Raw genomic sequence first — 15,609 nt, forward strand, 5'->3', positions numbered from 1 at the left:
AATACTGGCAGTTTTATGCAGAGTTATCAAAACTACCGGAAAGAAAAAGAAGGGACTATTTGAAGAAGTTATTGAATTTATTATCATATAGACCTATGGAGGAGTTAAGAAAGGAGGAAAGGAATATGCCACTTACCATAGATAAAGAGACAATGGAAAAACATCCACTTTATAAGGATGGGATAGAGAAAGGCAAATTAGAAGCTAAAAAAGAAGATATTTTAAATTTACATAAAGAATTAAATTTAGAACCTGAGAAGATATCCAAAATTTTAAAAGTTCCTCTTAGTTTTGTTAAAGATGTTTTAAAGAAAGGAGACAAATAAAGTAAGATTATCAAGGATTAACTAAAAAATTCCACGAAGTTGAGATAAGACTCTATAAATCTGCATAGTAACTATATTGAGGTAGATTTACGGCAGAATTAAAATTTATAATGGAATTATCTGGTATTTTTTTAGGAATTCATCACTAACATCAATCAGGCCTTTTTCTTTTAGTTTTTCAATAACTTCCGGAGTGCAGAATACATCATCAGGCCACTGGCGATAGTATCCATCTATCTCCCATTTTCTTGTGGCATCTAAGCCCCATATTTCCTTAATCCATACATCTTTTAGGGCATCAATATTGTTTGTTATTCTCCAGATCAGCATATAAGGATTATTCAGGTCGTTGTGCTCATTATCTACAAAAACAACTATTTTTAAATGTTGTTTAAATTGCTTTAGTTTGTTAAATATTTCCCTGACAGGTTTTGTTTTATTTACCTTTATAACAGTTATTGGATTTGCTGTGTCAGTCATATATTGTTTTAGCTCTACTATATCTTCATCAAGGATTTTTATTTTTTCAAAGAGTTTTTCGTCAGATAAAATCTCTACCTGTTTTTCAACAGGTTTTCCCGTAGCGTCTACTCCAAGTTTCCCACCTACCAATGCTTCATAACTGGAATGGTCAAGCTGGTCAACAATTCCTTCTGTGATTAAAAATGATTTTTCAGAAAGTCTATTTAATATATATTTTGTAAGTTCAGGATAATCCGTTAAAGGTGGAGCGTCCTCATTTACAAAGATTGCATGTTTTAAGAAACTCATCTGTCCAACGCCCCAGAAAGCGTGCATAATTTGTTTTGCATGCCCTTTATAAAGAGGATTTATTTTCGCAATCAGTAGATTATGGAAAACTCCATTTTCGGGCATGTGGTAATCTATCAGGTCTGGGGTTGTGGTCTTAAGCAGTGGCAGAAATATCCTTTCTGTAGCCCAGCCCATATATTTGTCTTCCACAGGGGGTTTACCTACAACTGTTGCATAATATACAGGATTTTTTTTCATTGTTATTGCTTTTACCGTAAGGACAGGAAAGTTTTCAACAGGTGTGTAATAACCGGTATGGTCGCCGAAGGGCCCCTCAGGTCTGAAATCTGTAGGATCAACTTCTCCTTCTATAACTATATCTGCATCTTCAGGAACATAAATATCGTTAGTGATACATTTTACTAAACGGGGATTTTGATTTTTTATAAAGCCGTATAAAAGCAGTTCAAACAGACCATAAGGCAGAGGTGCCTGTCCGCACCATGTATATAAAGGGTCACCACCTATTGCAATGGCGACAGGCATTTTTTTCTTTGCTTTATAATACTGATCAAAAAAATGACTGGCGTCTTTATGCACTTGCCAGTGCATTATAAGCTGGTTTTTGCTTATCTGCTGGATTCTATAAAGTCCAAGATTATTTAATTTTCCGTCCAGACTTTTTGTATAAACCTGTCCTGCGGTTATAAATCTACCTCCGTCTTTTTCCCATGTCTTGAGGATAGGAAGCTGGTCTAAATCAATCTGGTTTCCTGTGATTACAACTTCCTGTGATTTTCCTCTTTTGTTTGTTCTTTTGGGAAAAACATTTTTCAGTTTAAATAGCAGACCTAAAGCTGATAATTTTTCTTTTAGACTCTCCGGTGGTTTTATATGGAGGAGTTCCTCAATCTCAGCTGCAATTTCATCAGGATGTCTGCCGAAAATTTTTTCGGTAATGTCAAATCCTGCAAAGGCATTCATTAAAACAGGAATAGGATATTTTATATTTTTTTCTCTATCTATGGGATTTGTAAATAAAAGAACATTAGGTTTTTCTTTTTTTATCTCTATATATGCCAGATGGGGAATTTCCAGATTAACATCAAGAGGTTCATCTATTACCTTTAGCCGATTTAAAGAGCGTGCCAGATTTATGAAATTCTCCATTTTGTCGCCTTTTTAAGAAAGGGGCAAAAGCCCCTTTTATTTAGACATCAAGGTTTCTAACTTCCCTTGCATATTTCATAATGAACTCTCTTCTTGGTTCAACTTTATCACCCATCAGGATTGAGAATACCTCATCTGCCAGTGCCGCATCCTCAAGGGTTACCTGCATAAGTCTCCTTGTTTTTGGGTTCATTGTTGTTTCCCATAGCTGTTCTGGGTTCATTTCTCCAAGACCTTTGTACCTCTGTATTTCTACCCCTTGAATACCTGCTTCCCAGATAATTTCATAAAGCCTATCAAGATTATCCACTGTGTCTTCTTTGTTTTTATAGGTAACTTTTACAGGAAGCTCTCCTATTATGCTCATTATTTCTTTTCTAAGCTCAAGGAGTCTTCTATATGCGTAAGAGGTCAGGAAGTTTGCATCTATTTTAGTTGAAACTTTGCCAAATCTTTCTTTTCTATCACAGAATATATCATATTCCCCTTCTATCGGGTCATATTCATAATAAACGTTGTAGTTGTCCCCTAATTTTTCCTGGAGTTGTTGAACTATCTCTTTTACCCTCTCTTCGTTTGAAAGCTCATCATCTTTTATTGCAGTGTCCAGAACAGCTTCAACCACATTTTCATCTTTTTTCTTTGTAAGGCTTTTCTTTAGGTCTGCATATTCTTTTGCCAGTTTTGCCAGTTCTTTGACCTGTATTTTTGTCAGGTTTATATTCTCAAACTTAATCTCATCTGAAGCAAAATCTATTATTATTCTTGCCAGTTCTTCATCATCTTTGACGTATATTTCTGACCTGCCTTTTTTCAGTTTATAAAGTGGTGGCTGTGCAATGTATAAAAAGCCATTTTCTATGATTTGTGGGAAATATCTGTAAAAGAGGGTTAAAAGCAGAGTTGTTATGTGTGAACCGTCAACATCAGCATCTGCCATGAGGATTATTTTGTGGTATCTCAGTTTGCTAAGGTCAAATCCTTCTTCATCCTCTTCTGTTCCCAGTCCTATCCCTGTTCCTATGGCATTTATAATAGATCTGATTTCTTCGTTAGATAGAATTTTGTCTATTCTTGCCTTTTCAACGTTGAGGATCTTACCCTTTAGTGGCAGTATTGCCTGTGTTCTTCTGTCCCTTCCCTGTTTTGCAGAACCGCCGGCAGATTCACCCTCAACAATAAACAGTTCGCATTTTTCCGGGTCTGTTTCTGAACAGTCTGCCAGTTTTCCTGGGAGAGATGTATCCTCAAGGAATGATTTTCTTCTTGAGATTTCTTTAGCTTTTTTGGCAGCTTCCCTTGCTACTGCTGCCTCAATGGCTTTTTCTGCTATTTTTACAGCTATATCTTTGTTTTTATCAAAGTAATCAAGGAGATAATCTCCTACTACTGTTTCAACAACTTTTTTAACTTCCTGATTTCCCAGTTTTGCCTTTGTCTGACCTTCAAATTGTGGTTCTGGAACTTTTACTGATATTACAGCTGTAAGACCTTCTCTTAAATCCTCACCTTTTACACCACTTTTTAATTCCTTTGGTAGTCTCATAGATGAAAGGGTTTTGTTCATTGCTCTGGTAAGAGCAGCTCTAAAACCTGTTACGTGGGTTCCACCTTCAACTGTTTTTACATTGTTAACAAAACTTTCTATAACCTCGTTATAGCTTTTTGTATACTGGAAAGCCACTTCAACAATTATTCTCTCTTTTTCATCTTTTATATAAATGACTTCATCAAATAATGGGTCTTTTGCCTGATTTAAAATTCTTACAAAGTCTTTGATACCTTCGTGGTAAAGGAATTCTTCTTCTATATCCTTTCTTCTGTCTGCAACGAAAAATCTTACTCCAGGATTAAGGAATGCCAGTTCTCTAAGCCTTTTAGCTATTGTGTCATATTTAAAATTAACTGTTTCAAATATTGTGTCGTCTGGCATAAATGTTACTTTTGTTCCTGTTTTGACAGTTTCTCCGACAACTTTTAAAGGTGTTATTGGTTTTCCAAATTCATACTCTTGTCTGTAAACCTTTCCATCTCTGTAAACCTCTACTACCAGCCATCTGGAAAGGGCATTAACTACTGAAGCACCTACACCGTGTAAACCACCGGAATATTGATAAGCCTTCTTGGAGAATTTACCACCTGCCCCTAAAACGGTAAATACCATCTCAACAGCAGGTTTTCCTGTTTTGGGGTGAATATCTACAGGAATTCCTCTACCATCGTCTTCAACTGTTATAGAGCCATCCTCATTGATTATAACAGAGATATTTTTGGCATAACCTGCCATTGCTTCGTCAACGGCGTTGTCCACCAACTCCCATACAAGATGGTGAAGTCCCCTTTCGGAGATATCACCGATATACATGGCAGGTCTTGCACGAACGTGGTCAAGACCTTCAACCACATCTATTGCTTCGGCTCCGTATTCTTCTTGTTTCTTCTTTATTTCTTCTGACAAGTTTTTACCTCCTTAATGATTATGACCTGATGGAAATTTATGCAATTTCCATAGGCATTACAATAGCCTTATATTTTTCATTTTCATCTTCCGGAAGTATAAGGGTCTGGGCATTTGGATTTGTAAATCTGATTATTATTCTGTCTCCATCTATGGCCTCAACAGCTTCTATTAGATACCTTGCATTAAATCCAATGGCAAATTCTTCTCCTGAATACTCAACATTTATTTCATCTACAGCTTCACCGTATTCTGCAGAGGTTGATTTAAGTTCAAGTAGATTTTCTTTGAGGGTTAGTTTTATAGGTTTAGGGTCTCCTTCTATAATTGCAGAAACCCTTTTTACTGCATCAAGGAATTCTTTTTTATCTAAATGTATCTCTATTGAAAATTCTGTAGGAATTACCTTTGTATAATCTGGAAATGCTCCTTCAAGCAGCCTTGACATTAATATCCATTCCGGTGTTCTGAAGAATACCTCCTGTCCTGAAGCTGCCATTTCAACATCTTCAAGTCCGGTAAGCAGTTTTTTTAGCTCATTTAAGGCTTTTTGTGGAACAATTATGTTTATATCTCCGCTACCATTTCTGTTTATTGTGTAAAGGGCAAGCCTGTGTCCGTCTGTTGCAACAACATCAATTGTTCCATCCATTGATTTGAACAAAACACCCTGTAGTGCAAATCTGCTTTCTTCCTTTGATGTGGCGTAGGCAGTTTTTGCAATGGCTTTCTGTATCTCATCTCCGGATACTATAAATGCATTGTCTTCAGGAAATGGATACATCATAGGGAAGTCTTCCGGAGATACAGTTGGAAGATTATATTTTGTTTTTCCAGCTTTTATTTTAAGGGTATTGTCCTCAAGTTTTATATAAACCTCATTTCCCGGTAAAAGACGGGATATGTCTGTCAGTTTTTTTGCGTTTACACAGGCAGTTCCTTCTTGTTCAACTTTTGCAAAAACCGATACGGAAACATGAACCTCAAGGTCTGTTCCCTGAACTATAAGTTTGCTGTCTTTTGCCTCAAGGAGAAAGTTTGATAGTATTGGAAGGGCTGATTTTTTTTCTGTGGCTGATATGGCTTTCTTTAGAACATTTTGAAGGTCAGTTTTATCTATTAGTAATTCCAATTTTAGAATTACCTCCACATAGTTTATGTATATTTTACCATTTTTGAAAAATTGGTATAAGTATGACAGAATTAGAAATTAGGAATTATCTACTATCTGGCTCCATAAGATTTTAAAAGTTTAATAAGATTTTCATATCTTTCTCTAAATGAATTGTCTTCTTTTACATATTCATGCCAGCGTTCTTCAATCCATTGTAAGGGGGTTTTTCCTCTGCAGACAAAATTCGGACTTACTCCCTTTTTTAAGAATTTTTTAATTCTCTTAAAACAACCCTTATTATTATCATAAAAATACTTATCCATACACTTAAATAATTTTACAGGTGATTTTAGATACTCAACTATTTCTTTGTTAAAAGGTTTTCTCTTAAAAGCATAAGTCCATGGTTCCCTTATTTTTTTGTTCCTTACACAAACATCTGCTCCTTTTTCTACCAAATATTTAACCAGTTTTATATCGCCAAAATAGGCCGCATAATGCAATACTGAAAAACCTTTTTTATCTTTGAAGTTTACATCTGCTCCATTTTTTATAAGTTTTTTTACCTGTTGTAAGTCATTTTTCTTAACGGCTTCAATTAATTGTTGATTCAAATTGCTATTTGCAAAAGAAAAAGAAAAAATAAATAAAAAAATTAAACCAAGAAAAATTGATGATTTTTGCATAGTATCCTCCTGATTTTAAGTTAAGATTTAAGCTACTTTCTTGTTTAGGATAAACTCATGAAAAAATCCTAATATATTTAAACAGCTATCTTTATCCTTTGCAATAAGAGGTTTTACCATATTTGACGGTATTCCAAGTATTTTTGCAATTTCTTCAGGGGATAGGCTACCATCCAAATCTTGTTTATTGCAGGCAATTACAAAAGGCTTTCCTGTATTTTTTATAAAATCAATAAACTTTTTGCTCTTGTAGATACTTTCAGGATTAGCACTATCTACAATAATCACTGCACCGTCTTTATACTGGCTTAAGATATCAAGCATAAAATCAAATCTGTCCTGTCCAGGTGTCCCAAAAAGATGTATATTTGTGCCGTTTATCTCAATTTTTCCGTAATCCATTGCAACAGTGGTTTTGTCTTTTTGCAGTTTTTCTGTTTTCTGGGACAGTTGAACTTCTGTTTTAACAGCATCCCCAGTAAGCGTATTTATAAATTGTGTTTTTCCTGCGGCAAAAGCACCGGTAATAAGTAGTTTTAAATTCATAGCTCCCCTCCGTTTTTTTATAATACTTCTGCAAGTTCAAGGCTGTATACGTTTGATATTCCTTCCCTTGCAGATACTCCCAGTAATCTATCTGCATAAGATGCCATTGTATCCCTAAGGGTAACAACTATAAACTGGGCTTCCTGAGAAAGTTCTTTCATCAGCTCTGCTATTTTTCTGGCATTTGCGTCATCAAGGTGTGCATCCACCTCATCAAAGTAATAAAATGGTGCAGGTCTATACTGCTGAACTGCGAACAGGAATGCAAGTGCCGTTAATGTTTTTTCTCCACCTGACATAATTTCCAGCCTTTTTACATCTTTTCCCCTTGGTCTTGCTTTCAGGAGTATTCCACCTGAAAGAGGGTCTTCTTCATTTTCAATCTCCAGATAGGCCTTTCCTCCGGGAGATAATCTTTTGAATATCTTTCCAAGATTTTTATTAACTGCTTCATACACTTCCATAAATGCCTGAATTTTCTTTTGTTCAAGATTTTCTATAAGTTCTTCTATTGATTTTTTCTCGTCTGTTAGAACTTTTAATTTCTGGCTAAGGTCTTCGTATCTTTCTTTTATTTCTTCGTAATCTTCCAGTGCTTTCTGGTTAACTGCTCCAATCTGTTGTCTTTTTTCTTGGTACTCTCTAAGCTCTTTTTCCAGTTGTTTTAAATCTCCTTCTATTGCTTCTCCGTCATACTCTTCTTTTAGGAGCATTAATTCTTCTTTCAGGTCTTCAACCTTTTGTTCATATTTACCTTTGTCTTCCAGCAGATATGTAATTTCTTTGTTTATATTTTCTTCCTCATATCTGAGGATTTTAAGCTCTTCTTTGAGACTTTCTATCTTTTCAAGGAGTGTATCCCTTTCTTTTTCTTTTTCTTTCAGGCCTTTCCACAGGTTAGACAATTCATTGCTAAGTTGTTCAATCTGGGATTTTATCTCTTCAATCTGTTTTTGTTTAAGTTTTATGCTGTCCTCTGTTTTGAGTTTCTCATTTTCAATCTGGAATATTCTTACCTTCAGGCTGTTTTCCAGTCTGTCTGTTAATTTTTCAATCTGATTTTCCAGCTCGTTTTTCTTTTCTCTTAGGGAATAAACTTTTTGGGTTGCTTCTTCCCATTCTTTTCTGAGTTTATGGAGCCCTTCACTTTCCATTTTTTCAAGTATTTCCTGCTTTCTTTCTTCCACTGATTTTAGCTGCCTTTCCAGTTCTGTTAGGTGTTTTTGAGCCGTTTCCAGTTTGTTTTCTATATCAAGCTGTTTTTTCTTCAGGTTCATTATTTCTTCTTCAAGGATGTTTATTCTGGAGGCGTTTTGCTGGATTTTTTCTTCTATTTCCCTGTTTCTCTCAAGGACATTCTGGCTTTCTGTTTGAAGCTGGTATAACTCTTTTTCTGTTAAAGCTGTTTTCTGGTCTATTCTTTTCAGTTCCTCCTCCATCATTTCTTCTTCTTTTTTCAGTCTGTCATCTTCTTTTTCCAGTCTGATTTTTTCCTGTTCCAGTGTTCCTCTGCCAAGGGAAGCCCCTTTGTGTTTGTCTGCTCCACCTGTGATTGTTCCACTTTTTTCAAAGATATCACCTTCGAGGGTTACCATTCTAAAGGTTCCTATGCCAAGTGTTCTTGCAGCATCAAAGCTTTCTACTATAACTGTTTCGCCAAAAACGTATTTAATGGCTTTTTCTATATCTTTGCTATACTCAACAAAATCTGCAGCAAGGCCGATAACACCTCTCATTAGAGGTGGCTTTGTAGCTTGCTGAACTCTAATTCTGTTTAAAGGTATAAATGTGGCTTTCCCTGCTTTGTTTTGCTTTAGTATTCTTATGCACTCTTCTGCAACTTTGTCATCCTCAACAACAATATTTTTTAGCCTTCCTCCTGCTGCCGCTTCTATTGCTGTTGTTAGCTCAGGGTCTTTTACTCCTATCAGGTCAGCAACCTGTCCGTAGACTCCTTTTACGTCTCTGATAAGGGTCATTACTTTATCTTTTCTAATCTGGGAAAGCTGGGCTAAAATTTGGGCAAGTTTCTGGAAATTTTGTTCTATTTTTTCCCTGTTTTCTTTTAATTTTTTGGTAAGAGTTTCTTTTCTGATTTTTAATCTCTGGAGTTCACTTTGAAGGCCTTTTATTTTTCTTTCCTGTGATTCAACGAAGTTTTTGATATTTCCTTTGGATTTTCTCAGGCCTTCTAATTCTTCTGTAAGCTGATCTATTTCCTGTTTGTAGCTTTCTATTTTTTCCAGTGTTCTGGTTAGTTCCATCTCAAGATGGAGTTTTTCTTTATGGAGGTATCCCTGTTTTTCTTTAAGCTCTTTTTCTTCTTTTTCTATCTGACCAAGGTCAAGTTTTGCTTTTGAACCGCCTATTTCAATCTCTTTTAGCTTTTTGTTTTTTTCTTCTAATTCTTTTTCTGCTTCTTCAAGCTCCCTTTTTATTTCTGGAAGTTTTCTTTTTAGATTTTTTATTTCCTCTTCAAGCTGGATTACTTCTTTTACTTTTTCCTCTTTTTCCTTGGCCAATTCTTTTAATAGTTCTTGAAGTTCCTGAAGCTGCTGTTCTATTTCTGATTTCTTTTCGTTGAGATGTCTAATCTGAGAAGTTATTGCCCCTTCTTTTTCTTTGACTGGTAAAAGTGATTCCTGAAGTTCGTTAAGTTTGTTTTCCAGTTCTTTTATCTGGGATATCTTTTCTTTTTGTTTTTCTATAGACTTTTCTTTGTCCAGATATAGCTGGTTTATTCTGTTTTCTACCTGTCCTAATTCCTGCAGGGCTTTTTCTTGTTCAGTTAGAAGGAAATACAGTTTTACCCCTTTGATTTTTTCCTGAATTTCTTTAATCTTTTCTTCTAACTGGGAGGCAAGAAGTGCGTTTTCCCTTTCTTCTTCAAGTCTTTTCAGGTTTGATTTAACTTCCTTCAAAATTAGTTTTGCAGATGATATTTTTTCCTCTGTTTCTTCAAGGTCTTTAAGGGCTTTTTCTTTTCTTTCTTCATATTCTGTGATACCTGCAATTTCACTGAGAAGGTCTCTTCTTTCGGAAGGGGTCATTTTGATAAATTTAAAAATATCCCCCTGTGTAACTATGTTGTAGCCCTGCTTTGGTATTCCTGCATAGGAAAGGAGTTCCTCTACTTCATACTGTTTTGCAGGTCTACCGTTTATCTTATATGTTGATTTTCCGTTGTGTTCTACTTTTCTGTAGATTGATACTTCTTCATCATTTAAAGGGAATGCTCCCTCATTTTTGAAAATCACTTCAACTTCTGCATATTCTGCTGATTTTCCCCGTGATGAGAAAATCAGGTCAGATAGTTTCAGGGCTCTCATTGATTTTGCAGTTGCAAGACCAAGGGCAAAAACTATAGCATCCCCTATATTACTTTTACCAGAACCGTTTGGACCAACTATTCCAACAAAGCCATTACCGATGGGAATAGATAATCTGCGGTTTCCATAGGATTTGAATCCATAAACATTTATCCTGTCAATATAAGCTCCTGACATTTTTATACCCTGATGCAGTTATTTTTTACTTTTTCGTATTATTAGTGGAGGAAAATTAATCAAACTCGCCTTTGTTTACTTTTTCCCTTAAAACCCTTTTGAGTATTTTACCTGTGGCATTTCTTGGCATATCTTCCACAAAGTAAAATAATTTCGGGATTTTGTAATTGGCTAATTTATCTTTTAAGAAATTTCTTATCTCTTTTTCTGTCAGATTTGAATTTTCAGCCAATTTAATAAACGCAACAGGAATTTCTCCCTGAGTTTCGTCTTTTTTGCCTACTACGGCAGCTTCCTCAATCTCAGGGTGGGACATCAGAGCCTCTTCTATCTCACGGGGATAAATATTGATACCTTTTGAAATTATCAGGTCTTTTTTCCTGTCAACAATATAAATATATCCTTCCTCATCTACATATCCCATATCCCCTGTAAGCAACCATCCGTTTATCACTGTTTCTTCTGTAGCTGTAGGGTCTTTGTAATACCCCTTCATTACATTATCACCTTTTACGATAATCTCTCCTATTTCGCCTGTAGGAAGTTCCATAAGCTCATCATCTACTATTTTTACCTGATAGTCAGGCAGTGGTGGTCCTACCGAAAGGGGTTTTTGTTTTTCAAGTCTGTTTATTGATACCACCGGAGAAGCTTCTGAAAGACCGTATCCTTCTAATAAAGGAACTTTAGGGAATTTTTCTCTCATTCTTTTTAATGTGGCTTCAGGTAATGGGGCAGCCCCTGATATAAAAACCCTTAGTTTGTTAAACCACATAAAATACCAAGGGAGTTTAGCTTTTGATAATGCGTTATAGACTTCCGGAACGCCCATAAAGATGGTAACCCTTTTAAGCAGTGTCTGTTTCAAGATATTTGAAAATGGCAGTATAGATTTGATGATTACGATTGCCGAACCAACATAGATTGGCAGCATAACAGTTGCTGTCAATGTAAATGTGTGAAACATAGGAAGATAAACTATAAATCTGTCTTTATGGGTGAGTTTAAATAGTTTTTCTATATTCACCAGATTTGAAAAGATATTTCTATAGGTTAGCATTACACCTTTAGGTTTTCCTGTGGTTCCGGAGGTATAAACCATTATGGCAACATCATCAAGCTCTCCCTGTGGCTGGATATGTTCGTAATCTTCCATTGAAAGTCCTTCATCAAAAGGAAGGTTCCTTTGGTCAAAATTTTTGTAATCTCCAGTCCAGATTATTTTTTGAACTTTTGTATTTTGAAAAATATGTGCCAGTTCTTTCTGGAATTTATCCTGTGTTATTAGTAGTTTTGAGTCACTATGATCAAGAATATATTCAATCTCATTCTTTTTTAAGAATGTATTTACAGGAATTGCAACAGCACCTAATTTGGTAATGGCAAGTAAAGCGATTATAAACTCTTTTGAGTTTTGCATTAATATTGCAACATGGTCTCCTTTTTGGATACCGGCAGATAATTCCAGATATCTGGCAAATGAATCAACATAATGTTTAAGTTCAGAATGGGTTATCTTGAGCTTGTCTTCAAATAATGCAGGTTTTTTTCTGTATTTTTTAGTGTTTTTTTCAAGTAACTGGTAGAAATTCTGATAAGGGTATTTCTCTCCCATCTTTCACCTCTAAAATTTATATCCAACAGAAAGATTCACAAGATGGGCGTCCATATCTGTGAATTTACCTTCTATATTTGTGTTATGGATATTTCTATCTATTTTTGTCACATAAAGGTATGCAAGCCCTACTTCAAGATTATTTGTTGGTTTCCACAGACCACCTAATGAGAATATCCATCCGTTTGCATCCGGTAGTTCAAAGCCCTGTGTTTTTTCAGGGATCGGTGTTTCATCATAGGCTATACCTGCCATTCCTGTGAATTTTTCATTAAATTGGTGTCGGACTCCTAACCTTATTGTTTTACTGTCATGCCAGTGTTTGTCTTTAGGTTGTCCTAATGTATTTTCTGCAACAGGGTCATCAAAATTAAAGTCTAATTTTTTATAGCCTCCCCAGAAAGTAATTTCATAGGTCAGGTCAAATGTAGTTGACGGGATTGGAGTATAGGCAAATCCAAGCCTCCATTCTGCAGGCAAAACAACTTTTACACTTCCCTCTGTGGATATAGGATAAAGTGTAGGTCCCGGAAGTATAACATTACCGGTTGCCTGACCGTTTATTTCAGGCTTTATCTCTGATTTATAAATAGTTGCAACCTTTACTTTATCAAAATTAAGTGCTGCGGATAGTATATATCCAAAAGAAAGACCACTATCTCCGCTCAAATGTAGTTTGTATCCTGGTTCCCTTACAGCTTTTATTTTTCCGGAAGCATAAACGGTTCTTAATCCTGCGCCCAGCGAAAAGTTTTCATTTATTTTGTATGCTGCAGTTGTATCAAACTCAAAGACTTTTAGTGTAAATTCTTCTGCTGTCTGTTTTTGGAGACTTGAAGACCATCTTTTTGACAGTCCAAATGGTGTTGTAAATGAAAAACCGAGTCTAAGATTATCTGTTGAAGGTATTACCAGATGAAAATATGGAACGACAAACTCTTCTTTTTTGGTTTTTGCGTCAGATATAAAGAAAACATTTGTTATCTGGTCTCTTGCATATCCTTTAAAATGTATTCTTGGCAAATAAATATATTTAATCCCTAATTCAGTTAAGGTTTTGTTTTCAAGCCAGCTCATTGCTGCAGGGTTATAGTAGGCAGTGTCCGCATGGTCTGCACTTGCAAAATAGGCAGCGGCAGTTGCCATTGCCCTTGTGGATTGTTCTGGAATTTTATATGCAGCACCGAAAGCTGTATAACTGATTAAAAGCCCTGCCATAGCTAAGCTTATTTTTCTCATAGTAAACCTCCTCAGGAAAAATCTCTTTCCATTCTAAAACATATTATTTGTAAATCTCAATGATTATAATATATCTGATGATTTTTCTATGGAGGATAGAATGTTTTTAGACAGGCTGAAAAATTTCAAGAGTTATAAAACTGAAACAACACCTTGTAAGATAAAACTTTCTTCCAATGAAATGCCATTTGAACTGCCGGAATGGCTCAAAGAAAAAATAGCCGAAAATGTAAAGAAAATTCCATTTAATAGATATCCTGACCCAACATCACAGGAACTAAAGGAAGTAATAGCTGATTTTTACGGGATAAAACCTGAAAACCTTGTTCTTGGAAATGGTTCAGATGAGTTAATTCATCTACTTGTTACTGTGGTCGGGGATATTAAACAGCCTGTTATGTATCCTGTCCCTACATTTCCCATGTATCAGGTGTCAGCTGATATATTAACAAGACCTAAAGTTGAGTTTCCCCTTGATGAGAATTTTCAGCTTAAAAAGGAAAATATAGACAACGGATTGTCTTACTCTCCAGTGCTTGCTTTTTTTGCTTCTCCCAATAATCCGACAGGAAATAGTTTTGATAAAGAGCTTATTAAATATGTTGCTAACCAGAATATTTTTACCGCCGTTGATGAGGCTTATATAGACTTTTCCGATAAAGAGGATTTTGTGAAAGAAGCTCTATCTTCTGGAAATATCGTTGTTCTCAGGACAATGTCAAAAATAGGTCTTGCAGGTATAAGATTAGGTGCTTTAATTGCCAATGAGGAAATTGCTTCATTACTGGATAGGGCAAGACCACCTTTTAATATTACATATCCTACACAGGTAATAGGGAAAATAGTTTTAAGTGAAGGTAGAGAGGTTATAAAAAATCAGATTCAGACCATAAAACAGGAAAGAAAAAAAGTAATGGAAGAGGTTTCTAAGATAGAAAATGTTAAAGTTTACCCTTCAGATGCCAACTTTTTCTTGATAAAAGTTCCAGATGGAAATCTTGTTCATACAATGCTGATTAAGGAAGGGGTGCTTGTCAGAAATATGTCACATCTGCCCTATATGGAAAATTGTTTGAGGGTTTCTATAGGTAAACCTGAAGAAAACAAAATATTTGTTGAAAAACTAAAACTGGTTATGGAAAGGCTTTAAAATTTTTAAATGTAATAATTCAAGAAGGAGTAGTTATGGAATACAGAAATTTAGGTAATACAGGTCTAAAGGTATCTGTTATATGTCTCGGTGCTATGACATTTACAGAAAAAGGCTGGCGTTCTGCAGGAACAATGTCTTTTTCTGAAATACAAAAGGTCGTTGACTATGCCTTAGATAACGGTGTGAATTTTTTTGATACTGCAGATATATACGCATTTGGAGAAAGTGAAGAACTGCTTGGTAAAGCTCTTGGAAACAGGAAAAATGATGTGATTATTGCCACAAAAGTTAGAGGTGTTATGTCAGATGACCCGAATGACAGAGGACTTTCCAGATATCATATCTTTAAATCTATAGATACTTCTTTGAGAAGATTAGGTAGAGACTATATAGACCTGTATCAGGTTCACTGGTGGGATAATTCAACACCTATAGAAGAGACAATAGATGCTTTAAATGACCTTGTTAGGATAGGAAAGGTCAGGTATATAGGAATATCTGATTTTGCAGGCTGGCAGATAGCAAGATCAGTATCACTGCAGGAAGCTAAAAACTATGCAAAATTTGTATCAGCCCAGATGTATTATTCTCTACTGGGTAGAGATATTGAATTTGAAGTTGTTCCTGCATGTGAAACTTTAGGACTGGGAATACTGGCGTGGAGTCCACTGGCCGGCGGTTTTCTTACAGGAAAATACAGCCGTGATAATATTCCTGAAGGTAGCAGATACGCCAGAATGGAAAGACCATTTTTAAGATTTGATTTTGAAAAAGGATATTTTGTGGTTGATGAACTTAGAAAACTGGCAGAGAAATACAATGCTACAGTTTCACAAGTGGCTTTAAACTGGATAAAAGCAAAACCATTTATAAGTTCAATTATTATTGGGGTTAGAAGTCTTGAACAATTAAAGGATAATTTAGGCTGTGTTAACTGGGATTTATCAGAAGAAGATATATCTTATCTTGATGAAATTACTGCACCGGAAAGACCTTATCCTCAATGGTTTTTAGATATGTTTGCAGATCTCTAAGGAATTGCC

The 15,609-nt window shown here is 35.5% G+C and carries 11 protein-coding genes; 3 read left to right on the top strand and 8 right to left on the bottom strand.

The features are described 5' to 3' along the window. Positions 1–59 precede the first annotated feature (59 nt). Positions 60–326: a hypothetical protein gene (locus MVE07_RS09905; RefSeq protein WP_297457062.1), complete on the top strand. Its 267-nt coding sequence runs from the start codon at positions 60–62 to the stop codon at positions 324–326. A 105-nt stretch (positions 327–431) separates the two neighbouring features. On the opposite strand, the gene MVE07_RS09910 is transcribed toward MVE07_RS09905, so the two are convergent. The 8 genes from MVE07_RS09910 to MVE07_RS09945 form a co-directional block, all read right to left on the bottom strand. Further along, positions 432–2,249, bottom strand: coding sequence for a menaquinone biosynthesis decarboxylase (locus MVE07_RS09910; protein WP_297457064.1), 1,818 nt, complete (start codon positions 2,247–2,249; stop codon positions 432–434). Between the two features lie 40 nt (positions 2,250–2,289). Further along, a complete protein-coding gene (gene gyrB, locus MVE07_RS09915) occupies positions 2,290–4,707 on the bottom strand; it encodes a DNA topoisomerase (ATP-hydrolyzing) subunit B (RefSeq protein WP_297457066.1) in 2,418 nt (805 codons plus the stop codon). Between the two features lie 37 nt (positions 4,708–4,744). Further along, a complete protein-coding gene (gene dnaN, locus MVE07_RS09920; protein WP_297457068.1) occupies positions 4,745–5,839 on the bottom strand; it encodes a DNA polymerase III subunit beta in 1,095 nt (364 codons plus the stop codon). Positions 5,840–5,931: 92 nt separating this feature from the next. After that, a complete protein-coding gene (locus tag MVE07_RS09925; RefSeq protein WP_297457070.1) occupies positions 5,932–6,507 on the bottom strand; it encodes an ankyrin repeat domain-containing protein in 576 nt (191 codons plus the stop codon). A gap of 27 nt (positions 6,508–6,534) precedes the next feature. Further along, a complete protein-coding gene (locus MVE07_RS09930) occupies positions 6,535–7,053 on the bottom strand; it encodes a GTP-binding protein (RefSeq protein WP_297457072.1) in 519 nt (172 codons plus the stop codon). 17 nt (positions 7,054–7,070) lie between these two features. Beyond that, positions 7,071–10,559, bottom strand: a complete 3,489-nt coding sequence (smc, locus tag MVE07_RS09935) for a chromosome segregation protein SMC (protein ID WP_297457074.1) — start codon at positions 10,557–10,559, stop codon at positions 7,071–7,073. A gap of 55 nt (positions 10,560–10,614) precedes the next feature. After that, entirely contained in the window at positions 10,615–12,174 is a 1,560-nt protein-coding gene (locus MVE07_RS09940; RefSeq protein WP_297457076.1) for a fatty acid--CoA ligase, read from the bottom strand. Positions 12,175–12,183: 9 nt separating this feature from the next. Then, entirely contained in the window at positions 12,184–13,413 is a 1,230-nt protein-coding gene (locus MVE07_RS09945; RefSeq protein ID WP_297457078.1) for an OmpP1/FadL family transporter, read from the bottom strand. A 100-nt stretch (positions 13,414–13,513) separates the two neighbouring features. Here MVE07_RS09945 and hisC point away from each other — a divergent pair, with 100 nt between their 5' ends. Both hisC and MVE07_RS09955 read left to right on the top strand, forming a co-directional pair. Continuing rightward, entirely contained in the window at positions 13,514–14,563 is a 1,050-nt protein-coding gene (gene hisC / locus MVE07_RS09950; RefSeq protein WP_297457083.1) for a histidinol-phosphate transaminase, read from the top strand. Positions 14,564–14,598: 35 nt separating this feature from the next. Continuing rightward, positions 14,599–15,600: an aldo/keto reductase gene (locus tag MVE07_RS09955; RefSeq protein ID WP_297457085.1), complete on the top strand. Its 1,002-nt coding sequence runs from the start codon at positions 14,599–14,601 to the stop codon at positions 15,598–15,600. The last annotated feature ends 9 nt before the right edge of the window (positions 15,601–15,609 follow it).

Origin of the sequence: Persephonella sp. (assembly GCF_027023985.1) — a bacterium.
Taxonomy (GTDB): Bacteria; Aquificota; Aquificia; order Aquificales; family Hydrogenothermaceae; genus Persephonella_A.

Excerpts from the sequence above, each read along its gene's own strand:
- MVE07_RS09910 (WP_297457064.1), bottom strand. The coding sequence starts at position 2,249 with ATGGAGAATTTCATAAATCTGGCACGCTCTTTAAATCGGCTAAAGGTA.
- MVE07_RS09925 (WP_297457070.1), bottom strand. The coding sequence starts at position 6,507 with ATGCAAAAATCATCAATTTTTCTTGGTTTAATTTTTTTATTTATTTTT.
- MVE07_RS09930 (WP_297457072.1), bottom strand. The coding sequence starts at position 7,053 with ATGAATTTAAAACTACTTATTACCGGTGCTTTTGCCGCAGGAAAAACA.
- smc (WP_297457074.1), bottom strand. The coding sequence starts at position 10,559 with ATGTCAGGAGCTTATATTGACAGGATAAATGTTTATGGATTCAAATCC.
- MVE07_RS09940 (WP_297457076.1), bottom strand. The coding sequence starts at position 12,174 with ATGGGAGAGAAATACCCTTATCAGAATTTCTACCAGTTACTTGAAAAA.
- MVE07_RS09945 (WP_297457078.1), bottom strand. The coding sequence starts at position 13,413 with ATGAGAAAAATAAGCTTAGCTATGGCAGGGCTTTTAATCAGTTATACA.
- hisC (WP_297457083.1), top strand. The coding sequence starts at position 13,514 with ATGTTTTTAGACAGGCTGAAAAATTTCAAGAGTTATAAAACTGAAACA.
- MVE07_RS09955 (WP_297457085.1), top strand. The coding sequence starts at position 14,599 with ATGGAATACAGAAATTTAGGTAATACAGGTCTAAAGGTATCTGTTATA.